Below are 23,366 nucleotides of genomic sequence, written 5' to 3' on the forward strand. Positions count from 1 at the left end.
GTGGGCGGCCGAGACCCCGCGTTTCACGGGGGTCTGCGCCAGGTCAGGCCTCGGATAGGAACGGTTCCACGACGCCGAGGAACTCGGCGGTCTTCTCGATCATGGTCCAGTGGCCGCAGTTGCCCAGTACGTGCAGCCGGACGTCCGGAAGGATTTCCAGCAACGCCCCGGACGATTCCTTCCAAGGCACGACCCGATCGTCCCGCCCGTGGATCATGAGGGTCGGCTGCGCCACCCGGGTCAACTCGGCACCGGACAGGGCCAGGTCATCGACCCAGCGTTGACGCGGTTCGGGGAACATCGCTTCCCAGGATTTCGCGACGGCGGGCGCGGCACTTGCCCCGTACCGCATCTCGACCAGCTGATCGGTGATCAGCCCCCGGTCATAGGCGAACAGCCCGATGATCTCGCGCATGTTCTCCATTCCCGGCCGATAACTCCACACCGTGTCCAACCCTTGCGGTAGCGCCATCGCGACACCCATCGAGCCCATGAGGACGAGGCGACGAACGGCTCGAGGGCGCTCGGCCGCGAGCGAAAGGGCGATTGCCCCGCCCATCGAGTTGCCGATGATGTCGAAGGTCTCGATGCCGAGCTCGTCCATCAGCGCGAGCGCGTGCCGGGTCCACGCCTGCCGACCCCACGTTCGCGGCTCACCGGTGGCTGTGTCACCGAAGCCCAACTGGTCGGGGGCGATGACTCGCCGGGTCTGCGACAGGGACGGCAGCACGGGACGCCAGTTTGCCGCGGCGCTGACACCAGGACCGGATCCATGCAGGAGTAGCAATGGCGGCTGAACGCTCTCGCCGCGGGGTTCCCCGGTGTCGATGACGGCGGTGTGTACCCCATCGATCTCGCGGATCGATGGGGTCGGCTGAACGCTGGTGACAGTCACTTGCTAGCTCCTCGTCGGGGTGGAATCGGTTCCGGTCATCGAGGCCGGACGCTGCGTCGAGACCCGCTTGACGGGGCCCAGCCACATATCGATCGAACCCGGTTCGTCCGGATCGAACGTGCGTGGTCGCCAGGCCGCGTCATCCTCGATGCGACGCACCCCGTACGAGTACTCGTAGGTGAAACCCTCGGGGCCGAGAAAGTAAAGGAACACGGCTGTCGACTGCGGGTGGCGACCAGGACCCATTTCGATCTGGACGTCGTGCTCCTGCAGGAAGTGCCAGGAGCGGAACACGTCGTCGATGGACTCGACCTGGAAGTTCATGTGGCACAGGCCAGCGCTCTCACCCTGGAATACGGCGAGCTTGTGGTGCACGGGATCGATCCGCATCAGGCACGCGGCGTTGCCGATCCAATCCGATACGCGGGCGTTGAAATGCCCGTTCCAGAACCGGTACGCCTCGTGCACATCCGGGGCGTCGAGGCAGAGATGCCCGAACTCCGTGATGCCGGCCGGCCGAGTGAAAGCAACCGGGCGGGTGATCGTCTCCTGCTGACTGACCAGCTCGATGCGATTGCCGAAAGGGTCGTCGAAGCCGATGAACTCGGCCACGCGCCGCGAACGAGCCTCTTGCTTCGACCCTCGCCGCACAGCGAAACCGGCCCGCTCGAGCTCGCCCTCGGCCGCCTGCAACGCATCCGAGTCGGCGACGGTGAACCCGGAGGCCAGGACCCCCGATACTCCCTCGACCAGAGCGAGACAGTGGTGGCGGGAGTCGGCGCGCAGGTGCGCGACGCCCGGTTCGGTCTCGCCGGCGAGCTCGAGACCGACGATGCGAGTCGCGAAGTCGACGGCGGTCCTGAGATCCGCGACTCCTGACCGCACGTAGGCGATGTCAGTCAGCGTGATCATGGGTTTCCTCTCCTGTGGACCTTGCCGAACGTGGGCTGTCAGGAGTCGATCGCGTCCGGGATGAGGTTCTTCACCAGCCCCGGCTGCAAGTAGCCGGTCTCCCCGTACCGAGCGACCAGCGACGCGTTGTCGGCCAGCAGCTTTTCGATCGGTTCGGTGAGGTCGATCGCCGCCAGGAATGGCTGGCGGGCGGGCAGCCCGGTCTGCCAGTACACCTCGCACCGGTTGCCCTCGGGATCGAAGAAGTAGATTCCGAACGCGTTGCCGTGCGTCACGATCATGTCGAAGTCGACATTGTGCTCGATGAATCTGCGGTGCATCTCGAGCAGCTCGGTCAGATGATTGACCCGGAACGAGACCTGCTGAATGAGCTTGGTGTCCTCGTCGGCACGCCCCACGGTCCGGCCTTCGACGAGCTGGAATTCGTGGTGCTCGAAATTCGGTCGGGCACTGAAGAACCGCATGCCCAGATTCAGATCCTCGTCGGTGACGGTCAGTCCGAGGACATCGCGGTAGAACGCGGTACTGGTCTCCAGGTCATTGCAGAAAACTCCGAAATGACCGAGTTCAGCGATCGGCATGGTGAACCTTCCTTTCCGTGGGTGGTGGCCGGTCATGTGGTGGTCGATGAATTGGGCCTCGAATGGCTCGGCCGAGGAGTCCGCAGGTGGCGCCACTCCTGTTCGCCATTTCTGACCGTAATGTGTATGCACTTTTGCTGTCAAGGCTTCTCCGGATGTTGACACTGGGCTCAAATTGCATACAGTTCTCGGATGAACTCCTTGCCTCCCGCCTCCGATCCGGACGCCCCGGATCTCACACGGCTGCTGGGCCGGGACTACTGGATGGTGACTTCGACCCCCGTGGACGGGACGACCACCGAGGACATCGCCGCCCTCGCCGCGGCGCACATCGCCTGGCTGCTGGACCTCGAGGAACGCCACCTCGTCTTCCTGTCGGGCCCCCTCGTCAGCGGTCCCGGCGCCGGTCCGGGATCGGGCGTCACGGTCTTGCGCGCCTCCGACGAGGACGAGGCAACCGACATTGCGTCAGCGGATCCCTTCGTCACGGCGGGTCTGCGAACCTTCGTTGTGCATAGGTGGCGCCTCAACGAGGGCAGCGTCTCGATGCGCCTGTCACTCGGTCGCGGTACGTACGAATGGCAGTGAGCGAGTCGGGCATACAGCCCGTTCATCGCCAGAGCCGCTGACAAGGCATGGGCTGCAATGCTTCTCGCATATCCTGATCGATTTGAATTGCCGCCAGTCCCATTTCGTACACTGCCCGCGCAAAAGCGAGCGCTGCCACGGAGTCGGCCCGATAGTGCAACGGCGGCCAACCCGGGAAGTGGACAGTGATATGGCATTGCATTACGCCGGTGGCTCCTTCGGCGTTCCGGACCGATCGCCGCTTCCGCGGGCCAGGAGCGGAACGAGTACGGCGGCGACCGCCAGGTGCATCAGAGCGAGCGTGGCTTTGGCGCTGCCGGATGCCTGGACGTACGCCATGGGCGCGAGCGACACCAGCAACACGGTGACGGCCAGTCGGATCCAGACGGTCGGGGCCCGGTCGGTGAACCGGTCCATATACTTCCGTGTCGCTGCCGCGAGCAGAGAGACCACGAGCGTGCTGCCGGCGACGAGGGGCAGGCCGACGACCTGGGCCGGCTGCCCGTTGCGGGCGTCGACGCGAAGTTCGACGCCGAGGCTATGGGCTGCGGCCCACAGCAGGGCTGCGACCAGGACAGCGCCGCCGATCGCGGATGCCAAGCGCAGGAGACTCGGGCCGGCCTGGCGGGTGGTCATCAGGGCACCCCGATCAGAGGTTGGGACGGTCTTGCCGAGGTGGGAGCGCTGGGCATTCCGTTCATTCGCCCTCCAGGATCGGAAGGAGCAGGCGTGAGCTGGAGTGGACCGTGTTGACGCCCTCGATGCCGACGGGTGCGTGGCTGAACAGCAGCATGGGCTGGAAGTCCTTGCGGTTGTCGTCGCTGGTGAGGATCAGACGGATGCGGTGCCCGCGCTGGAACAGGCGGGCGTTGGCGACCAGCGGGATGCGGTAGTCGACCGGCTCGCCCACAGGGACGGGGATCCACGCGCGCGCCGGGAGGACGGGCCGCCCCGCCTCACTCGCGCCCTCGTCGACGTGGCGCATGCCGGCCCGCAGCCAGCCCTGGGTGACGTCGGTGGCCTTGCCGTCCGGGCCGACGTCTTGCAGGAGCAGGATCCATGCCGTGTCCGTCGCGCTGCTGGTGGCGGTGAGCCGTAGTTCGGGGTGGCCGACCATCTCGATGTCTTCGGGAAGAGGGTCGCTGGTCCAACTCAGCTGTGCGGGCATCGCCTCCGCGCCGTCGGTGGCGTAGCTGAGCGCGCCCGGCCGCTCGCCGGCCGTAAGGGAGCCGTCGGCATTGAGGGCCAGGGCGGTGTGGGTAGCCGGCGGGGGCCAGGAGTCTGCGGTGCGCCACTCTTCGGCCCCGGGCAGCCAGTAGCGGATCGCGGGGCCTTCGAGAATGCCGGTGTCTACCCCCTTGAGCCAATGGTCGAACCAGGCGAGAGCCTCGACGTGCATGCTTTCCCACGGCCAGGGCAGGCCGTAGGCCCCGAGCATGGCCATGCGCACGTGCGGGTTGTGGGCGAGGGCGTCCCAGGCTTCGAAGAGGCCGGGCAGGTGGAGGGGGACGTTGGACCACTCGCCGCCGAGGTAGACGGGTATGTCGACATTGGCGAGCAATCCGGTCAGGTCACGCTCGTCCCACCACGCATCGCGGGTGGGGTGATCGGTGACCACTGCCTCGAGCAGGTCGTTCCATGGGTAGCCGGCGTGGCGGAAGCGGCTGACCTGTTCCAGGCGGCGGTGTACCTGGACGGCGTCGCTCCGGCTGAACCGCCGGTGAACGGCAGGGATGGCGAGCAACCGGCGCAGGAGACGGGACAGTCCCTTGCGGTAGAGGCGGTCGCCGTGGGCGGACAGGACGCCCAGCGCATGGATCCAGGGAGTGAAGAAGGCCGCACTCAACAGGCCGTTGTGGTAAGCGGCTTCCCGGACCTGGACTGTGACATTGAAGGAGAACAGGGCCTCGAGGTGCGGCGGCCGCTGGGTGGCCGCCTCCAACTGGCTCATGGCGTAGTAGCTGATGCCGATCATGCCTACGTTCCCGTCGCACCAGGGCTGCCCGGCGACCCACTCGACCAGGTCGAACAGATCCTTGCGCTCCTGCTCGTCGAAAAAGGTGTAGACGCCGCCGGAGCCGACCGTGCCGCGGAGGTTGGCGATGACATGGGCGTACCCGCGTGGCACCCAGAAGTCGCTGTTACCGGCCTCGATGATGGCTGCGGGGGCGCCCAGGTCCTGGAGCTGGCGGGGATAGGGGGCCGCCGCGATCAGGGCGGGGAACCTGCCCTCCGCGTCGGGCCGGCGAATGTCGGCCAGGAGCTGGGTGCCGTCACGGACGGGGACGGGCACATTGTTCTCGCGGGTCGTCCCGTGGCGGGCCGTGGACAGGTTCCGGTACCGACGACCGGTCGTCTGTGGTCCGTTGAGCTGACGCTGACCGGGCTCCACTCCAGCGGCCTTGAATCGAGCCATGTCACCTTCATTTCCACGTGTACTGAAATTAACTGTCCTCACCGTACGCGCACCGACTCGCCAGCGGCAAGCATAATTTCCATATGTCGTGAAAATATGGTAGGTCCGAGCGCGGCGACCTGTCGTACGCGTCGTTTCCGCGAATGGCCCGAGGGAGCCCGAGTCCGAGGACCGGGACCGCTGCATCGTCCTCGCAGGTCCACCCAACGAAGCGGGCTGGACGGATCGAAGTACCGACGACCGGCGGCGTGCGCTGGAAACCGATGCGCTGACGGGCGATGTCGGCCCGGACAGCCACTTGTGGTCAGGCGTTCCCCGGGATGTCCTCGCCCAGAGCGCCCGTGAGGTAGTGCTGCACAGTCGGCGCGATCAGGCGGATGACCTGCTCGGTGGGGATGTCGGCGATGCGGTCGATCCCCCAGACGTAACGTGTCATTGCCAAGCCCACGATCTGCGTCGATACCAGGCTTGCGCGCACCTCGGCCTCGTCGCGGGGAAGACTCGCCGACACGACCTGCAGGACGAGCGCGGAGAAGACGGAGCGGAGGCGCTCCATGGCGAAGGGCTCGTGACTTGCCGCGAGGACGATCGAGCGCAGGACCTCCGCGGTGGCCGGGTCGTCCCACATGCGCACCGCCGCCTCCACGAAGGCTCGCCCACGCTCCTCCAACGGCACCTGGGCGGCCTCGGCGATGCGCTCGCCGAAGGCGGCCGGCGGCTCCAGCGCCGCTTTCAGCAGTCCCGGCTTGTTCGAGAAGTAGTAGTTCACCAGGGTGGGATCGACATCGGCGGCCTGAGCCACCGACCGCAATGAGGTCCCGTTGTAGCCCCGCTCGGCGAAGGACTTGCGAGCCGCCGTCAGGATGCGGTCCGCCTGCGCGCCACGTTCGCCACGCGGACCTCTTCCCGCTCGTGCCGCCATGTCCCGCTGTCCCCCTTTTTGCCCGTTCCGGGTGCGCATGATTGCCCGCCGATGCCGTTTCAGCACCTGCTCGAACATATTTCAGCATACCGTGAAATTGCAACCACCAGCCGGAACGGGCACCCAGCAAGACCTGGTCATGGCGCTGCGCCAGGGCGCAGCCCCTCCGTCAGGCCGTCGCCCTGTCGGAGGCGGCGAGCAAGTCCAGGGCTATGTCGACGATGAGGTCCTCTTGTCCACCGACCAGCCCGCGGCGTCCCACCTCGAGCAGGATCGTGCGCACGTCGATGCCATAGCGCCGCGACGCCGTTTCGGCATGGCGCAGGAAGGACGAGTAGACCCCGGCGTACCCGAGGGTGAGGGTTTCGCGGTCCACCCGCACCGGACGATCCTGCAGCGGCCGCACCAGGTCGTCAGCGGCGTCCTGCAGAGCGAACACATCGCAGTTGTGCTTCCAGCCGGACAAGTCGGCGACAGCGACGAAAGGTTCGATCGGGCAGTTGCCCGCTCCCGCGCCGTGTCCGGCGAGCGAGGCATCGACCCGCGTGACGCCTTCTTCTACCGCCACAACAGAATTGGCCACCGACAGGGACAGGTTCTCGTGCGCGTGGATGCCGATCTCCGTGCCCGGATCGAGCGCCTGACGGTAGGCGCGAACGCGCTCACGGACACCGTTCATGGTCAGTCGGCCACCGGAGTCGGTGACGTAAACGCACTGTGCCCCATACGATTCCATCAGTTTCGCTTGTTCGGCGAGGCGAGCCGGTTCGACCATGTGCGACATCATCAGGAATCCGGAGACGTCCATGCCGAGTTCCCGTGCGGTGCCGATGTGCTGGGCCGACACATCGGCTTCGGTGCAGTGGGTGGCCACCCGCACCGACCGGACGCCCAGACGGTAGGCGTGCTTCAGTTCTTCGATGGTGCCGATGCCGGGCAGCAGCAGCGTCGTCAGCCGAGCGTTCGTGAGATTGGCGGCGGCAGCTTCGATCCATTCCCAGTCGGTGTTGCTCCCGGGCCCGTAGTTCAAGCTGCCTCCGGCGAGACCGTCGCCGTGGGCGACTTCGATGCCGTCGACACCCGCCGCGTCGAGCGCGGCCACGATCCGGCCGACGTCGTCGGGTGTGATGCGATGGCGCACCGCGTGCATGCCATCGCGGAGTGTGACGTCTTGGATGAACAGCTGGGTGGTCATCGGAGCGCTTCCTGTCCTGCCGGGGCGGCGGCGATCGTGTCGGCGATGGATTCGGCGTAGCGCACCGCCGCCGAGGTCATGATGTCGAGGTTGCCCGCGTAGGCCGGGAGATAGTGGGCGGCTCCTTCGACTTCCAGGAAGACCGTCACCTGATGGGTGGGTGCGACCGCCGTGTCAGGGCCGAGCAGGGTGCGCACCGGTTGATCCTGCGGCACGGCGCTGATCTGAACTCGTTGCTTGAGGCGGTAGCCGGGCACGTAGGTCGCCACTTGCGCGACCATCTGTTCCACCGATTCGCGAATCGCCCGGTGCGTGGCGGAATCGGGCGCTGTGATCAGGCACAGCACCGTATCGCGCATGATCAGCGGCGGTTCCGCGGGATTGAGGATGATGATGGCCTTGCCACGCTGGGCGCCACCGACAGTTTCGATCGCGTGGGCGGTGGTCTCGGTGAACTCGTCGATGTTGGCGCGGGTACCCGGCCCCGCGGACTTCGAGGCGATGGACGCGACGATCTCGGCGTAGGCGACCGGTGCGACGCGGGAGACGGCGGCGACGATCGGGATGGTGGCTTGCCCGCCGCAGGTGACCATGTTGACGTTGGGCGCGTGGCGATGTTCGTCGAGGTTCACCGCCGGTACGACGAACGGGCCGAGTGCGGCCGGCGTCAGATCGATCAGGCGTTTGCCGAGCGGTTCGAGCACCGCGGCGTGGGCGGCGTGGGCTTTGGCGGAGGTCGCGTCGAAGACCACGTCGATCTCGTCGAAGTTCGGCAGCTTCAGCAGACCCTCGACGCCGTCGGCCGTGGTCGGGACGCCGAACCGGCGGGCACGGGCGAGTCCGTCGGATTCCGGGTCGATGCCGACCATCGCACCCATCGTCAGCACGTCCGAGTGCCGGATCACCTTGATCATGAGATCGGTGCCGATGTTGCCCGACCCGATCACCGCGACCGTCAGCTCGGTGGGTTTGTCGTTCATGATTCTCACTCCTGGACGAAGTTCGCGGTCACCGATCCGAGTCCGGTGATGTGCGCGATGACGGTGGCAGGGCCCTGGATCGGGGCCATCGGTCCGAGCGCTCCGGAGAGCACGATCTGCCCGGCACGCAGTGGCCGACCGAACTCGCGGGTGGTGCGTGCCAGCCAGGCCAGAGCGTGCAGCGGGTCGCCGAGGCAGGCGGCGCCGGTTCCGGTCGACACGTGGACACCGTCGATCGCCATCCGCATCTGCACCGAAACGGGGTCGAAGGTATCGAGAGTGCGGCGTTCGGAGCCGAGGACGAACAGGCCGCTGGAGGCGTTGTCGGCGACGGTGTCGCCGAACGTGATGTCCCAGCCCGCGATGCGGCTGTCGACGATCTCGAGCGCGGCTACCGCGTAGCCGACCGCGCTGCGAACCTGCTCGTCGTCGAGCGGGCCGTCCACCAGGTCCTCTGAGAGCACGAACGCGACCTCGGCTTCGACCTTCGGTTGGAGCAACCGGCTCAGCGGCACGGGCGTGTCCTGCCGGTAGTGCATGTCGTCGAACAACACTCCGAAATCCGGTTGATCGACGCCTAGCTGCCGTTGCACCGCCGGAGAGGTCAGGCCGATCTTGCGGCCGACGACCTCGGCGCCCGCTGCAATGCGCTCGGCGGTCAGCATTTCCTGCACCGCATATGCCGCGACCACGTCGTCGGCACCGATCAGATCGCGTACCGGCCCGCACGGGGTGCCGGAGCGGGCAGCCGCGCCGAGCATGTCGGCGGCGATCGCGGCGGTGTCCGCGGCCGCGGAGTGTCGGTCGAGACTTGGAAGTATTGGCATCGGAAACCCTGGATTCGTGAGGAAGGCTGGAACAGCGATCTCACTGTCGCCGCAGGCAGGACGCACCCGCCAGCAATCCGTTCCACTGAGCCGAACGCCCGCCGGATAGAGTGAGCTGGGCCCGGAAGGTTGGAGGTCGACGGTGTCAGCTGCGGTTGCCGGTCGAGTGGTGGACGGTTCGACCGTTCTGGGCAAGACCATGGCGGTGCTCGAGGCGTTCTCGATCGACGACACCCCGTTGAGCCTCGCCGAACTCGCGCGGAGGACCCGCATTCCGAAGGGCACCTTGCACCGGGTCCTGTCGGACATGGTGGCGGTGCGGCTCCTGGACCGGACCAAGACCGGATATCGGCTCGGCGGGCATCTGTTCGAACTGGGAATGCGCGCGTCGGTCGAGCGGAGTTTGCTCGAGGTGGCCATTCCCTTCCTCGAGGAGCTGAACGCGCGTATTCACGAGACCGTGCATCTGGGCGTCCTCGACGGCACGGATGTCGTGTACCTGACGAAGATCGGCGGGCGCCGGCAGGCCAGCGCTCCGTCACGAATCGGGGGCCGCATGCCGGTGCACTGCACGGCCATCGGCAAGGTGCTGCTGGCCAACGCCGATGCGGCGCTCCGAGATCAGGTACTGGCGGGGCCGCTTCGTCGCTACACCCCCCGGACGATGGTCCAGCCGGGCACGCTACGCAAACAGCTCGATCGGATCGCAGCCGACGGCGTGGCCTTCGAATTCGAGGAGTCGGCCCCCGGCCTCGTGTGCGTGTCCGCCCCGATCCGCGACGCGGACCGAGTGGTGGCGGCGATCAGTGTGGCGGGCCCGTCCCACCGGTTCCATCCGGAGGCCCACGCGGCATCGGTCCGCGCGGCCGCCGAGGGAATCGGCGTCACCCTCACCCGGCGGGCCCGGCTGTTGAGCACGCCCACCGCCTGAACCACCCCGACCAGATGATCCGCGGTCAGGCGATCGAGCCCATGCGATTCGAGACGCCGTCGCGAACCCGGTGGCCCGCACGGACCGGGCGGGGACCCTCCAGGAATTCGCTGCCGAGCAGGCGATGCCGCAGCGACCGCGTGTCCTGGTTGGGATCGATTTCGAACTGCTCCCGCAGACGTTGCGCGCACAGCGCGTACCACTGTTCCGCCTGCTGCAGCTCCCCGCGCCGGGCGTGGATGGTCATCAGTCGACGAAAAGCGGCCTCGTTCGCGGTATCGATGGCCAACGTGCGGCGGCACGCGTCGGCCGCGTCGGCGAGTTCTCCCGCCTCGAGCGCGTATTCGGCCAGCGTGTTCAAAGCGCCCAGGATCATCGAACGCAGCCAGTGCCGGTGTTCGATCACCCAGCTGTCGGATTCGCCGTCGAGAAACTCGCCCGAGTACAGTGCGGCGGCCCGTCGATACAGGCCCAGCGCGTCCTCCCGCAGGCCCCGCGCGGCGGCCTCACGTGCGGCCGCGGTATACCGCTCGAATTCTTGGCAATCGACGGTCACATCGTCACTCGCGTCCATGATGTAACCGAAATCCCGGAACTCGATGTGCAGGTCTCGCCGTTCGGTTCCGAAGTGAGTATCCAACGTTCTGCGCAGGGCGTGCACCGTAACCTTCAACGAGGTACTGGGCCCATCGATGTCCGGCCACAACAACTCTCGTAGCCGCTCCTTGCCCACGACGCTGTTGCGGTTCACGAGCAGCACTCCGAACAGTGATCGAGCCTTGCTCGCACGCCACCGGACACAATCCGCACCGGAGACCGAAATGGCGAACTCGCCCATCAGTTTGACATGGATCGCCCGTTCACCAGATGCTCTCAATGAAACTCCTTGCGTCATGGGCGAACCGCAGAAATGTTCAAATGTATTTCGCCACAATCCATCTCGTATCCCATTTCCGGCTGGCGGCTATGTTCGCACGGCCAACTTGCCTGCGCAAGTGGATGTTTCGCGAATTTATTTCGGCCGGGAGACTTCTTCGCGCAACCCACGAAACAGTAATGTTCGCTTCACGCCGCTACCTGGCCGATTCGACGAAAAGTCATGTTCCGCTCATGTTTTGCCGCCACGCCGAGTCGTCTGCGATCATGATCCCGTGTCTGAGCTAGGGCGCCTCCGACGCGCACCTGTGCAGTCGCGCAGCCGGGAACGTGTCGAGCGCATCCTGGACGCGGCCCGGGAACTGGTGGACGAGCACGGCATGGACGCCGTGACGACCCGCGCGATCGCCGAGCGCGCCGCCGTGCCGATCGCGACGCTCTACCAGTTCTTCGCCAATCGGGAGGCGGTGTTCCGCCAGCTACTCGACCGCGACATGCACCGGATCGACCAGCGGGTCGCGGCGGAGATCGAGACGCTTCGCGCAGACAGCATCCTGCACGCGATCGACCTGTTCGCCGCCGTGCATCGCACCCACTTCCTGCGGCATCTCGAATTCGTCGGGCTCTACTTCGCCTACGGCGACAGCGACGTGGTCTCCCTCCATCAGCGCCGCTGCGCGCACTCGTTCGGCCACCTGCTGCTGAAATCCGGGGTGATGCCCGCGCACACCGATCCCCGGGTGTTCGGGGTCGCGATCGCGATCGCCGAGGGCACCATCGAACACGCCTACCGGGACGCCCCCCGCAACGAGTGGGTGGTCAGTCAGGGTCGGCTGGTGCTGCGGCTCTATCTCGAAAGCCGTTGCGACTGAGGTCCGATCGCGCCCGCTGACCCTAACCCGGTGCTAACCGCCCCTGGCTAGCGTCGCGCCATGTCCAGTTATCGCACGAGCAGCGTCCAGCCGAGAAACAGGCTTCGCTCCGATAGTTACTGCGTGTTTGGTTTTCCTCGAGGACTGCTCGAGCCGGGATTCACATACTCGGGGCGAGAACAGCGACGTTCGGGATTTGTCTCGCAGTAGCCGTGGCTACCAGCAGGATTCGGAAGACATCATGAACGCCAGTGTGATCGCCATGTTTCCCGGCCAGGGTTCCCAGCGCGAGGGCATGGCCGCCCACCTGATCCGAGCACATCCCGGCACGGCGGGGGTGGTATTCGAGCACGCCGACGAGGTGCTGGGCCTGCCCCTGGGCAAGCTGTGCACCGAGGGCGACGCGGAACAGTTGCGGGCCACCGAGATCGCGCAACCCGCGATCCTGGCCACCTCCTTCGCAATCTTCGAGGTGCTGCGCGCCGAGGGCTTCTCCCCCGACCTGGTGACCGGGCACAGCCTCGGCGAGTTCACCGCGCTGGTCGCGGCCGGCGTGCTGGATCTCGCCGACGCGCTGACCCTGGTGCGACGCCGGGGCGAGCTGATGGCCGGTATCGCCGCGGCGATACCGGGCGCCATGACGGCCGTGTCCGGGGTGCCCGCAGCGCGGATCGAGGAGATCTGCGCCGGAGTGGACGGCGTGGTCGAACTCGCGAACTACAACGCCCCTGATCAGTCGGTCATCTCCGGCACGGCGGAGGCGGTGGACGCCGCCGTGGAACTACTGCGCGAGGAAGGCGCGGGCTCCTTGGTCGCGCTGCGGGTCGGAGCGCCGTTCCATTGCTCGCTCATGGCCTCGCTGGAGGAGCGGTTCGCGGCCGACCTGGACCGCGCCGAATTCCGCGACCCCGTCATCGATGTCATCAGTTCCGTTACCGCGCAGAAGATTTCGAGTGGAAATGACGCCCGCGACCTACTGCGCCGACAGCTCACCGCCCCCGTCCGCTGGATCGAGGCGATCGGCGCCGCCGCCGATCTCGGCTGCACCGACTACCTCGAGATCGGTCCCGGACGCGTCCTGTCCGGGCTCGCCAACCGCATGCTGGAGGCGGCCACCGTGCGCAGTACCCAGGACACCCGCCGCATCGCCGCGGCTATCGCCGCCTACGCCTGATTCCGCCGAATCCGACTGATTTCCCAGCCGATCCACACCCCTGTGGCGTCCCGCGCCCCAGGGGACCCAACGGTGTCCCCACCACGAAGGAAGAGATAGCCATGCCCGAAACCAGCACCGATTTCGTTCCCGCCGTCATCGACGCGATCGCCGACGCCCTGGGCATCGACCAGTCCGAGGTGACCCTCGACGCCACCCTCATCGACGAGCTCGGTGCGGAATCCATCGACCTGCTCGACATCCTGTTCCGCATCCACCGCGACACCGGCGTGAAGATCGCCGTCGCCGATGTCCAGGAGCTGCTGCAGGGCGGCATCCCCGACGACGAGTTCGGCGACGAGAACGAGATCGTCTCCGACATCGGCCTCGCACACCTGGAAAAGGTGCTGCCGCAGTTCGATCGGACCAAGCTGACCGGCCCGCTGCGCGGTGAGCAGGTGCTCGGCCTGGTCACCGTGCGTAATCTGGTGGACCTGGTCGCCCAGCGCGCCGCCGCCGGTCCGGCCGACGCCGAAGCAGTCGCCTGATGTCCGGCGACTTCGCCGACCGGGTCGCGCTGGTCACCGGCGCGTCCCGGGGCATCGGGCGGGCCGTTGCCCTGACCCTGGCCGGTCGCGGCGCGGCCGTGGCCGTCAATTACCGCTCCCACAAGGACGAGGCCCTCGAGGTGGTCGCCGAGATCGAGCGCTCCGGCGGGCGTGCGGTCGCCATCGGGGCCGATGTCGCCGACGGCGGCGCGGCCCGCGATCTGGTGGAGCAGACGCGAGAACAATTGGGCGGCTTGCACATTCTGGTCAACAACGCGGGCATCACCCGCGACGGCCTGCTGCACGACATGGATCCCGCCGTGTGGTGGGAGGTCATCCGGGTGAACCTGGGTGGCGCATTCAACTGCACCCATGCCGCGGCCGGGCACCTCATGGCCCAGGGCGAGGGCTCGATCGTGAACGTGTCGTCGATCATGGGCGAGAAGGGGCTCACCGGGCAGTCCAACTACTCCACCTCCAAGGGCGCGATGAACGCCTTCACACTGGCCTGCGCGGTGGAGATGGCCCGGTTCGGGGTCCGTGTGAATGCCGTTCTGGGCGGGGTGATCCCGACCGATCTGATCGGTGACCTGCTGCAGCGTGACGGCGGGCGCGGGCGCACCCATGTCCCCATGCGCCGCTACGGGACCGTCCAGCAGGTCGCCGAGGCGGTGGCCTACCTGGCCGGTCCGGCCGCCGACTACGTGACCGGCGAGTTGCTGCGCGTGGACGGCGGACTGGCGGTGCAGCTCAGCAATGGCCGCCTGGTCTCCCGCTGAATCGGAAAAGGAGTGACTGCCATGCGATTTCATCTCATCGACCGCATCGAGTCCTGGGAACCGTTGCAGCACATCACCGCTCGCAAACTCACCTCGGTCTACGAGAACGTCTGGCAGCCCTCCGCCGCCGGCCCGGTGCTGCCCTTCGGCCTGGCGCTGGAGGCGCTGTGCCAGGCCGGGGCCTGGCTGGTGCTGCTGAGTTCGGCGCACACCCGCCGGGCCGCGCTGCTCACCGTGGGTGAGGTGACCGTGTACCGCGACGCGGTGCCCGGTGACGTGCTGCGCATGACCGCACAGGTGGTGCACGCGACGCCGGAGGCTGCGGTGGTGGACGGCTGGATCGAGGTGGATGGCGAGCGAATCCTGTTCGCCCGCAACATCATGTGCGCCCTCATCCAGGCCGATCGGCTCGACGATCCGGTCGACACCGAGCGGATGGCGCGCCAGCTGCTCGGCGAGGAGCTGGTCTGATGCGTACCACCAATGCGGCCGGACTGCGGCGGGTGGCGGTGACCGGCGTCGGCGCGGTCACCCCGCTGGGCGTGGACGCACCGACCACCTGGGCCGGAATGCGGGCGGGCCGCAATGCCATCGGGAAGCTGACCACCTTCGACTGCACCACCTTCCCGGTCCGGATCGCCGGACTGGTCCCCGACTCGTTCGATCCGGCCACCGCCGTCCCGTCCGCCGCCGATCGCCGCTGGGTGTCCCGCCCGGGGCTGTTCGGGCTGGCCGCGGTCGGCGAGGCGCTGCGGTCCGCGCACCTCGACCCGCTCACCGAGGACCGGTATCCCGGCTCGGACCGCGGTGTCGCCATGGGCGCGAGCGTGGGCCGCCCGGATCTGAATCTCGTGTTGAAGATTTCCGAATTACGCTCTCGCACCGGCAAACCCGATGCCTTCGTGCGGCCCGCACCGTCGGCGACCCTGACGGGGAACCAGAACATGGCGCTCAATGCCATGGTGCGGCTGATCGGCGCGACCGGGCCCATGGTGGGCATCCACACCGCCTGCGCGGGATCCGGACACGCCCTCGGCGAGGCGTTCCGCCTGATCCAGGAGGGCGACGCCCGCATGATGGTGGCGGGCGGCTACGACTCGCTCACCACCTGGGCGGATATCCTCGGCTTCGGCCTGCTGGGCGCGATGACCGACCGCTACAACGACAATCCCGCCGAGGCGTCGCGGCCCTTCGACGCCGACCGCAGCGGATTCGTCATCGGCGAGGGCGCGGTGGCCTTCGTGCTGGAGGACCTCGAGTCCGCGCTGGATCGCGGTGCGCCGATCCTGGGCGAGTTGCTCGGGTACGGGTCCACCATGAACGCCTGGCGCATCACCGACTCGCCACCGGATGGCTCGGGCGCGATCGAGGCCATGGAGTCCGCGCTCGGCGAATCCGGCTTGGGCACCGCCGATATCGACTACATCGCGGCGCACGGCACCAGCACGCCGGGCAATGACATCTCCGAGACCCGGGCGATCAAGAAGGTCTTCGGCGACGACGCGTACCGGCTGGTGGTGTCCTCCCCCAAATCCATGACCGGGCATCTCACCGCCGCCGCGGCGGCGCTCAATCTGCTGGCGGCACTGGGCGCGCTCCGGGATGCGGTGGTGCCACCCACCCTGAATCTCGACACCCCGGACCGGGCACTGGATCTCGACTACGTCCCCCATCGCGCGCGCGCCATGCCGGTGCGCGCGGCCATGATCAATGCCCTCGCGTTCGGCGGTTCCAATACCTGCCTCGTGGTGGGCACACCCCAGGAGCTGCCATGACCGCGTCCGACACCGTGCCCACCGCACTCCCGACGCCCGCCGAAGTCCCGACCGCGGGTATCGGCACACCGGGATTCGACCGAATCCTGGAGGTGCGTCCCGGAATTCGCGCCGACGCCCTGCTGAACGTGACCGGCACCCTGCCGTTCTTCGACACCCATTTCCCGCGCCGCCCCATCCTGCCCGGCGTGCTGCTGACCGAGAGCATGATCGCGCTGGCCGTGCTCGCGGCCGGTGATCCGCTGCTGCGGCTGCGGGCCGCCGAGGGGCTGCGCTTCCGGCGCTTCGTGACGCCCGGTGACCAGGTGCGCATCACCGTCGAAACGGCCGGTGCCGGCGCGGATCCCGCCGAATCCCGGTGGAAGGCCACCGCTCGGGTCGGCGAGGCCACCGTCGCAGCCGTCCGCACCCTGCGCCTGGTCCGCGGGCCCGTCGCGGAAGCGAATGGGAGCACTGCGGAAGCGTATGAGAGCACCGCGGAAGCGTATGGGAGCACCGCGAAGGCGAATGGGCGCACCGCCGAGGCGAAGTCGTGAACGCGCGGCGCGTCGTGATCACCGGGATCGGTCTGGTCACGGCGCTCGGCGAGGGTGCGGACGACACCTGGTCGGCGATCGTGGCCGGGCGCACCGCCATCGGCCCGCTGCGCGCCTACGATCCGTCGCCGCTGCGCACCCGGCTCGGCGCGGAGATCCCCGACTTCGATCCCAGCCGGTTCCTGTCGCTGCGCTCCATGCGGACCTCCACCCGCGGCGACCAGTACGGCGTCGCGGCGGCCACCCTCGCGCTGCGGGACGCGGGACTGGAGGAACGCGACCTCGGCCACCGCACCGGCCTGTATCTCGGTGGGAACAAGGACATCTGCCAGCGCGACGACTCGATCGCCGATATGGAGGCCATCCGCGGCGCGGACGGCGGACCGGACATGCGGCGGCTCGGGGAGCTGGCCCGCTCGATCGTGCCGCCGCTGGCATACGTGGAGGGTTTGCAGAACGGCGGGACCTACCACATCTCCTCGCTGTTCGGCCTGCGCGGACCCAATGCCTTCTACGCGGGCGCGGCGGATTCCGGGGCGACCGCGATCGGGCGGGCCATGCGGGCGATCCGCCGGGGCGAGGCCGATATCGCGGTGGCGGGCGGGTACGACGACGCCACCAATTGGTGGGCCATGGCCAAACTGGACGGGCTCGGGGTGCTCTCGCCGCGCAACGACCTGGGCGGCAGTGCTTTTCGCCCCTTCGACAAGGAGCACAGCGGTTCGGTCATCGGTGACGGCGCGGCGATCCTGATCCTCGAAGAGCGTGATCGGGCGCTGCGACGCGGCGCGCGCTGTTATGCCGAGCTCTCGGGCTACGGCATGGGCAATGACTGTGTGCGCGTACCCGCCTCCGATCGGGACGGACAAGGACTGGCCCGCGCCGTCTCGACGGCCTTGTCCGACGCTGGAGCGTCGGCGGTGGACGCCGTGTTCTCCCACGGCTGCGCCACGGCGCTCGGCGATGCCGGCGAGGTGCGTGCCCTGCGCACCGCCCTCGGTCCCGAAGCCCACAAGGCCGCGGTAACCAGCGTCAAACCACAGACCGGTCACTTGGTGGGCGGAGCCGGTGCGCTCAATGCCGCGCTCGCGGGACTGTCCCTGTACTCCGGGGTCGTGCCCGCCACCGGCAACCACGAAACACCCGCGCCCGGCTGCGATCTCGACATCGTGTCCGGCGCCGCGCGCCAGGCGAATCCGCGGGTCGCGCTCGCCCTGGCCCGCGGCCTCGAAGGCCAGGCCGTGGCGCTCACCCTCACCGCATCGAACTGACCGACAGGAACTTCGGCCATGCACGAAACCCCCCATCCCGCGCCGCAGCGGCGCATCGTGATCACCTCGCTCGGCGCGATCACCGCGCACGGCGTCGGCGCGGCGGAACTATGGCAGCGGGTGCGCGGCGGCGAGGTGGCCATTCGGCCGCTGCGCGAGCTCGCGGTGCCCGGACTCGCCGGAGCCATCGGCGGCGAGATCCTCGACCCGCCGCGCCCCAAATACGACTACCTCGCGCCGCTGGGTCTCACCGACCCGGAACCCGCCGTCGACTACGCACTCATCGCGGCCGAGGAGGCCATGGCGGGCGCGGGTCTGGGCGTACTCGAGGACGGCGCTCCACCACGACCGGACGCCCTGCCCGCACACCGGTGGGGAGTGGCGTTCGGCAGCTGCAACAGCGGAATCCGCAGTGCCGAGAAGGCGGTGCGCCGCGCGGTCGCCGCCGGCCGGTCCGTCGACGCGGACGGGCTGGGTCTCGGCGACGACCGGCATCTGCTGCTGGTGCCGCCCCAGTTCTGCGCGGAGGCGCTCAGCGCGGCGTTCGGGCTGAAAGGTCCTGTGCTGTCGGTGAATACCGCGTGCGCATCCAGCGCTCACGCGCTGGCGCACGCGGTCGAACAGATCCGCGCGGGCCGGGCCGACGCCATGCTGGTGGGCGGCAGCGACGCGCTCACCGAGATGGCCTACTACGGATTCACCAGCGTCGAATCGCTGTCCGCGCGTCCGGCGCGGCCGTATTCCCGTGACCGCGACGGGCTCTCGCTCGGCGCGGGCGCGGGCATGATGGTGCTGGCGGCCGCCGAGGTAGCGCTGGCCGCCGGTGCGCCGATCATCGCCGAGGTGCTCGGCTACGGCATGTCGGCCGACGGCTACCACGCCACGGCACCGCATCCGCAGGGCGCGGGCGCGGCCCGGGCGATTCGCCAGGCCATCGACACCGCCGGTCTCGCGCCCGAGGACGTGCCCTACATCAACGGCCACGGCACCGGCACCCCGAAGAACGATGCGGCGGAGAGCAATGCGGTGCGAGCCGCACTGGGCGAGGCCGCGGCGGCGGTGGTGCTCAGCAGCACCAAGTCCATGATCGGTCACCTGCTGGGTGCGGCCGGGGCGGTCGAGGCCATCGTGACCATCCTCGCACTGCGCGATGAAATGGTGCCGCCGACAGCCGGTTTCACCGAGACCGACCCGGCCTGTGGCCTGGACCCCGCACCCGCGGCGCGGGCGCTGCCCATGCGCGTCGCGGCGTCGAACAACTTCGCGTTCGCCGGAGCCAATGCCTGTGTCGTGTACGGCCGGCCCGGTACCGCCCGCACCGAGGTCGATCCCGTCGCCGCCGACGAAGTCGTCGTCACCGGAATCGGGGTGCTGATCGGCGGGGCATCCGATGCCGATCAACTCTGGGACGCCTGGACCTGCGGAACCATGACGACGGTGCCGCACAAGGGATTACGGCTCGCCCGCGTCAGCGCCGACCCGGGCGCCGATATTCCGGCCAAGGCCCGCCGGCGCATGGACCGCCTCGGGCAGCTGGCGGTCACGACCAGTCGGCAGGCGCTCGCCGCGGCCGGACTCACCGCCCACGAGGGCGTGGGTGTGGTCGTCGGCACCGGTATCGGGCCGATGAGCAGCATTTCCCGATTCTTCGAACCGACCGTGCTCGGTGGACCCGCCCAGGGCAGCCCCGCCATCTTCCCCAACACCGTCTTCAATGCCGCCGCCGGACAGGTGGCCATGGCCTTGGGGGCCAAGGGCCCGACCTCCACCCTGACCTCCGGCCACGCCGCCGGGGCCGCCGCCCTCGGGACCGCGTTCGACCTGCTGCGCGCCGGACGCGCGGACGCCGTGCTGTGCACGGGCGCGGACGAACTGTCCCCCTACGCCCTCGACGCGTACCGGGGCGCGGGGCTTTTCACCGGCCGCCACGGCCGGGGCTTCCGGCTGGCCGAGGGCAGCGTCACCCTGCTGCTGGAGCGGGCCTCGGTGGCGCGGCAGCGGGGCGTCACCCCGATCGCGGTGCTCGCCGGATACGCCACCACCTCCGATGCCCTGGGCATCGCCCGGTGGGATCCGCGCGGCCGCGGGGTGGAACGGGCCATGCGCGACGCCCTGGCCGAGGCCGGGGTATCCCCCGTCGACCTCTCCGCCGTCTGGACCGCCGCGGCGGGCCTGCCCGTGGTGGACGGCCCGGAGCGACGTGCGATCGACCGGCTCGGTCTCGGCGCGAATTGCGCCCGGCCCGAGCCGAAGCGGGTTCTGGGCGATCCCATCGGCGCGGGCGCGCAACTGGCCGCCGCGCTGGCCATCACCGCCTGGCAGCGCGGCGGCGACCGGGGCCCGGTGCTGGTCAACGGTTCCTCGTTGGGCGGCACCCACACCAGCTTCGTGCTGCGGCATCCCGCCGCGGTCATCCACTCGTGAACGGAGACACCACATGCCGAATCTCGAACCACGTCACGTCTCGATCCTGGCCACGGGATCGTTCCTGCCCGGCGACCCGATCGACAATGCCACCCTGGAGCGCCTGTGCGGCACACTGCCCGCCGAGGTGCTCGACAATATCCAAGTACGCCAACGGCATTGGATGATCGATCCCGCCACCGGCAAGCACGGCACCGGCACCAACGCCATGGCCGCCACCGCCGCACGACGCGCCCTCGCCCGCGCGGACATCGATCCGGCGGAGGTGGATCTGCTGGTGGTGTCCTCGGCCAGCCCCGAATACCAGCTGCCGGCGGTGGTCACCTACGTGCAGGAGCAATTGGGCCTGGCGCACTGCGCTTCCATCGAATTCCGCGCCGCCTGTACGGGTTTCGTGCAGGGACTGGACTACGCGCGGCGCATGCTCGCGGACGGCACCTACCGCACCGCCGTGGTGATCGGCGCGGAGGCGATCTCCCCGCTGCTGGCCCCGATGTACCTGGGCATGGACCCGGAGTCGGTGCGCATGCGTGACCGGCTGGTCATCAACTCCTTCGGCGACGGGGCCGGGGCAGTCGTGCTGCGCGCCGGGGAACCGGGCAGCGCGGACCCGAACGGCGAATTCCAGTTCGCCACCGCCTGTTTGGGCGGTGACCGCAAGCCAGGCATGCAGATCGTGGGCGGCGGCACCCACGAGCCCGTGGCCGATCAGGCCAAACGCAAGCGCCTGGTGGAGATGAAGCTCGATGTCTCCGGGACCGCCACCTTCGGGCCGAAGGTCTTCGTGGCGGGCATGCGCGACATGCTGACCCGCACCGGGCTCACGGTGGCCGAGATCGACGCCTGTGTGCTGCCCGAGGGCAATGCCGACTACTTCACCGCCGAATTCGATGCCGCCGGAGTCTCTCCCGAGGACCAGGCGGTGCTGGCCGAGAACATCGTGGAGAACCTCGCGACCGTCGGCGCGACCGGCTCCGCCGCCGTGCCGCTGGCCCTCGACGAGGGCTGGATACAGGGCCGCGTCCGGCCGGGCGACCGGGTGCTGCTGCTGGCCGTGGAGGCCAGCCGCTACCTGTACGCCGGTCTGTCGCTGCGCTGGGAAGCGCCCGTGCCGGGTGAGGAGACCGCGAATGTCCACGCCTGAGCCGGTTTTCACCCCCGAGGACAATGCCCGCATCATCCGGCGCGTGTTCGACGAGTTCGTCAACGAGGGCGACTTCTCCGTGGTCGACGAGATCTACGCGCCGGACATGGTCGATCACCAGCCCCTGCCCGGCGCGCCGGAGGGGACCGAGGGCGTCAAGCACACCATCGCCGGTCTGCGCCAGGGTTTTCCGGACCTGCATGTCACCATCGAAGCGCTCAGCGCGCACGCCGACTACGTGGTCATCCACAACACCTGGCGCGGCACCTTCACCGGTGAGTTCCTGGCAATGGACCCCACCGGGGAACGGATCGAATTCCACGGTGTCGTGGTGTGGCGGCTCGCGAACGGCCTGATCGCCGAGCGCTGGGGCATCGGCGTCGAGTCCTCCATGCTGGAGGCGCTGGGCCTGGGCTGGCTGATGTCCGGCGCGTTGGCCCGCAAGGGCCGACGCCGCGGCGGCGGGATGGATCTCGCGGATCTGGCGGCGGCCGCGCTGACCGCGACGGAACAGCCGTGATGGACCGGCCATTCACCGTCCTGATCTCCGGCGGCGGCATCGGCGGCCTGGCCGCCGCACTCGCCCTGCGGGAACGCGGCATGGGCGTGCGGGTGTTCGAGCGGGCCACGGAACTGCGCGACGGCGGTGCCGGACTGCACATCTGGACCAATGGCACCATCGCGCTCCAACGGCTGGGCGTACTCGACGAGGTGCTGGAAACCGCGCCGATCCAGCACATCACCCACTTCGGCACCTGGCGCGGTGGCCTTTTCGGCGCGTGGCCGGTCGGCGACTTCATCGACCGGTACGGCGCTCCGACCATCGCGGTCGAACGCTCGGTGCTGCACCGGGTGCTCAGCGCGGCGGTGGCGGCGTATCCGACGGATACCGAGATCCGCACGGGCGCTGGAGTTGTCGGCTTCGAACAGGACGACGCCGGCGTCACGGTGGAACTGTCCGACGGCGAGCGGGTGCGCGGCGACATTCTCATCGGCGCGGACGGCATCAATGGCGCGGTGCGCCCCGGACTGCTCGGCGAGCACCCGCCGCGCTACACCGGCTACATCGCCTGGCGCGGCAAAGCCGAACTGCGACACGAGAAGATCCCGCCGGGCACCTTCTACGCCCTCTTCGGTCCCGGTACCCGCTTCACCTTCTACGACGTCGCACCCGGCGTCGTGCACTGGATGAGCGTCGCCAACGGCGCACCCGGCGGCCGCGATACGGGCGACGTCCGGGCGATGCTGCTCGAGCGCCATCGCGACTGGATGCCGCCGATCGCGGACATCCTGGAAGCCACGCCGCCGGAGGCCATCATCCGCAGCGATGTCCTGGACCGGCCGCCGGACCGGCGCTGGGGGTCCGGCCGGGTCAGCCTGCTCGGCGACGCCGCCCACCCGATCACCTTCAATATCGGCCAGGGTGCGTGCCAGGCGCTCGAGGACGCGCTGGTGCTCGCCGAGGAACTGGACACCACCGATCCCGTGAACGCGTTGTGCCGCTACGAGAAACAGCGCCGCGCCCGCACGGCCGGTTTGCAGCAGGTCGCCCACCGCATCGGCCGACTGGGCGCGCTGGAGCACCCCCTGCTCATCCGGCTGCGGGAACTCGGCATGCGCGCGGTGTGGCCGCGGCTGGTGTTCCGGATCGCCGAGCGCGACCAGATCGCCTATGCCACCCGCTGGCGCACGCCGGCAAAACCACTGCCGGACAGAAGTTTTCAGACAGACGGAGCATGAC

The 23,366-nt window shown here is 68.6% G+C and carries 24 protein-coding genes; 14 read left to right on the top strand and 10 right to left on the bottom strand.

The features are described 5' to 3' along the window. Positions 1–43: 43 nt before the first annotated feature. From ABZ909_RS15620 to ABZ909_RS15630, 3 genes are read right to left on the bottom strand one after another with little or no spacing between them, the layout of a single operon-like run. Positions 44–895 carry an alpha/beta hydrolase gene (locus ABZ909_RS15620; protein WP_356999480.1) on the bottom strand — a complete coding sequence of 284 codons (852 nt, stop codon included), beginning with the start codon at positions 893–895 and terminating at the stop codon, positions 44–46. Positions 896–898: 3 nt separating this feature from the next. Beyond that, positions 899–1,807, bottom strand: a complete 909-nt coding sequence (locus ABZ909_RS15625) for a VOC family protein (RefSeq protein ID WP_356999482.1) — start codon at positions 1,805–1,807, stop codon at positions 899–901. 38 nt (positions 1,808–1,845) lie between these two features. Continuing rightward, complete coding sequence (locus tag ABZ909_RS15630; RefSeq protein WP_356999485.1) at positions 1,846–2,388, bottom strand: VOC family protein; 543 nt, start codon at positions 2,386–2,388, stop codon at positions 1,846–1,848. Positions 2,389–2,580: 192 nt separating this feature from the next. Between ABZ909_RS15630 and ABZ909_RS15635 the strand changes: the two genes are divergently transcribed. Next, complete coding sequence (locus ABZ909_RS15635) at positions 2,581–2,976, top strand: YciI family protein (RefSeq protein WP_356999487.1); 396 nt, start codon at positions 2,581–2,583, stop codon at positions 2,974–2,976. A 201-nt stretch (positions 2,977–3,177) separates the two neighbouring features. Here the strand turns inward: ABZ909_RS15635 and ABZ909_RS15640 are convergent, their stop codons facing one another. The 6 genes from ABZ909_RS15640 to ABZ909_RS15665 form a co-directional block, all read right to left on the bottom strand. Next, positions 3,178–3,612: a DUF6069 family protein gene (locus ABZ909_RS15640; RefSeq protein WP_356999490.1), complete on the bottom strand. Its 435-nt coding sequence runs from the start codon at positions 3,610–3,612 to the stop codon at positions 3,178–3,180. A 61-nt stretch (positions 3,613–3,673) separates the two neighbouring features. After that, positions 3,674–5,392 carry a CocE/NonD family hydrolase gene (locus ABZ909_RS15645; protein WP_356999493.1) on the bottom strand — a complete coding sequence of 573 codons (1,719 nt, stop codon included), beginning with the start codon at positions 5,390–5,392 and terminating at the stop codon, positions 3,674–3,676. A 304-nt stretch (positions 5,393–5,696) separates the two neighbouring features. Next, positions 5,697–6,314 carry a TetR family transcriptional regulator gene (locus ABZ909_RS15650; protein WP_356999496.1) on the bottom strand — a complete coding sequence of 206 codons (618 nt, stop codon included), beginning with the start codon at positions 6,312–6,314 and terminating at the stop codon, positions 5,697–5,699. A 169-nt stretch (positions 6,315–6,483) separates the two neighbouring features. After that, positions 6,484–7,509 carry a 4-hydroxy-2-oxovalerate aldolase gene (gene dmpG, locus ABZ909_RS15655; protein WP_356999499.1) on the bottom strand — a complete coding sequence of 342 codons (1,026 nt, stop codon included), beginning with the start codon at positions 7,507–7,509 and terminating at the stop codon, positions 6,484–6,486. Next, entirely contained in the window at positions 7,506–8,489 is a 984-nt protein-coding gene (locus ABZ909_RS15660; protein WP_356999501.1) for an acetaldehyde dehydrogenase (acetylating), read from the bottom strand. The genes dmpG and ABZ909_RS15660 overlap by 4 nt, the downstream gene beginning before the upstream one ends. A 5-nt stretch (positions 8,490–8,494) precedes the next feature. Next, the gene (locus ABZ909_RS15665; protein ID WP_356999503.1) at positions 8,495–9,316 is read right to left on the bottom strand and encodes a fumarylacetoacetate hydrolase family protein; all 822 of its coding nucleotides are present in this window, start codon (positions 9,314–9,316) and stop codon (positions 8,495–8,497) included. A 199-nt stretch (positions 9,317–9,515) separates the two neighbouring features. On the opposite strand from ABZ909_RS15665, the gene ABZ909_RS15670 reads away from it, so the two are divergent. After that, on the top strand, positions 9,516–10,247 hold the full coding sequence (locus tag ABZ909_RS15670) for an IclR family transcriptional regulator (protein WP_356999962.1): 732 nt from the start codon (positions 9,516–9,518) through the stop codon (positions 10,245–10,247). A gap of 25 nt (positions 10,248–10,272) precedes the next feature. Here ABZ909_RS15670 and ABZ909_RS15675 read toward each other — a convergent pair whose 3' ends face one another. Beyond that, positions 10,273–11,124, bottom strand: coding sequence for a BTAD domain-containing putative transcriptional regulator (locus ABZ909_RS15675; protein ID WP_356999506.1), 852 nt, complete (start codon positions 11,122–11,124; stop codon positions 10,273–10,275). Positions 11,125–11,398: 274 nt separating this feature from the next. Here ABZ909_RS15675 and ABZ909_RS15680 point away from each other — a divergent pair, with 274 nt between their 5' ends. The 12 genes from ABZ909_RS15680 (at position 11,399) to ABZ909_RS15735 (ending at position 23,365) form a co-directional block, all read left to right on the top strand. Further along, positions 11,399–11,995: a helix-turn-helix domain-containing protein gene (locus ABZ909_RS15680; RefSeq protein WP_356999509.1), complete on the top strand. Its 597-nt coding sequence runs from the start codon at positions 11,399–11,401 to the stop codon at positions 11,993–11,995. A 241-nt stretch (positions 11,996–12,236) separates the two neighbouring features. Further along, entirely contained in the window at positions 12,237–13,169 is a 933-nt protein-coding gene (fabD, locus tag ABZ909_RS15685) for an ACP S-malonyltransferase (protein WP_356999511.1), read from the top strand. 101 nt (positions 13,170–13,270) lie between these two features. Beyond that, entirely contained in the window at positions 13,271–13,696 is a 426-nt protein-coding gene (locus ABZ909_RS15690; protein ID WP_356999514.1) for an acyl carrier protein, read from the top strand. Next, complete coding sequence (locus tag ABZ909_RS15695; protein ID WP_356999516.1) at positions 13,696–14,475, top strand: 3-oxoacyl-ACP reductase family protein; 780 nt, start codon at positions 13,696–13,698, stop codon at positions 14,473–14,475. The genes ABZ909_RS15690 and ABZ909_RS15695 overlap by 1 nt, the downstream gene beginning before the upstream one ends. A 21-nt stretch (positions 14,476–14,496) precedes the next feature. Next, positions 14,497–14,946: a hypothetical protein gene (locus ABZ909_RS15700; RefSeq protein WP_356999518.1), complete on the top strand. Its 450-nt coding sequence runs from the start codon at positions 14,497–14,499 to the stop codon at positions 14,944–14,946. Beyond that, positions 14,946–16,250, top strand: a complete 1,305-nt coding sequence (locus ABZ909_RS15705; protein WP_356999521.1) for a beta-ketoacyl-[acyl-carrier-protein] synthase family protein — start codon at positions 14,946–14,948, stop codon at positions 16,248–16,250. The genes ABZ909_RS15700 and ABZ909_RS15705 overlap by 1 nt, the downstream gene beginning before the upstream one ends. Beyond that, positions 16,247–16,786 (top strand): hypothetical protein, encoded by a 540-nt coding sequence (locus ABZ909_RS15710; RefSeq protein WP_356999523.1) that lies wholly within the window; start codon positions 16,247–16,249, stop codon positions 16,784–16,786. Before ABZ909_RS15705 ends, ABZ909_RS15710 begins: the two co-directional genes overlap by 4 nt. After that, a complete protein-coding gene (locus tag ABZ909_RS15715; protein WP_356999526.1) occupies positions 16,783–18,057 on the top strand; it encodes a beta-ketoacyl-[acyl-carrier-protein] synthase family protein in 1,275 nt (424 codons plus the stop codon). The genes ABZ909_RS15710 and ABZ909_RS15715 overlap by 4 nt, the downstream gene beginning before the upstream one ends. 18 nt (positions 18,058–18,075) lie before the next feature. Beyond that, a complete protein-coding gene (locus ABZ909_RS15720) occupies positions 18,076–20,481 on the top strand; it encodes a beta-ketoacyl-[acyl-carrier-protein] synthase family protein (RefSeq protein ID WP_356999528.1) in 2,406 nt (801 codons plus the stop codon). A gap of 13 nt (positions 20,482–20,494) precedes the next feature. Further along, a complete protein-coding gene (locus ABZ909_RS15725) occupies positions 20,495–21,625 on the top strand; it encodes a 3-oxoacyl-[acyl-carrier-protein] synthase III C-terminal domain-containing protein (RefSeq protein ID WP_356999530.1) in 1,131 nt (376 codons plus the stop codon). Beyond that, complete coding sequence (locus ABZ909_RS15730; RefSeq protein WP_356999533.1) at positions 21,612–22,145, top strand: ester cyclase; 534 nt, start codon at positions 21,612–21,614, stop codon at positions 22,143–22,145. Before ABZ909_RS15725 ends, ABZ909_RS15730 begins: the two co-directional genes overlap by 14 nt. After that, a complete protein-coding gene (locus tag ABZ909_RS15735; RefSeq protein ID WP_356999964.1) occupies positions 22,145–23,365 on the top strand; it encodes an FAD-dependent monooxygenase in 1,221 nt (406 codons plus the stop codon). The genes ABZ909_RS15730 and ABZ909_RS15735 overlap by 1 nt, the downstream gene beginning before the upstream one ends. Position 23,366: the final 1 nt, after the last annotated feature.

The sequence above is a fragment of the Nocardia sp. NPDC046763 genome, from assembly GCF_040645495.1.
In the GTDB taxonomy this organism is placed as follows: Bacteria; Actinomycetota; Actinomycetes; order Mycobacteriales; family Mycobacteriaceae; genus Nocardia.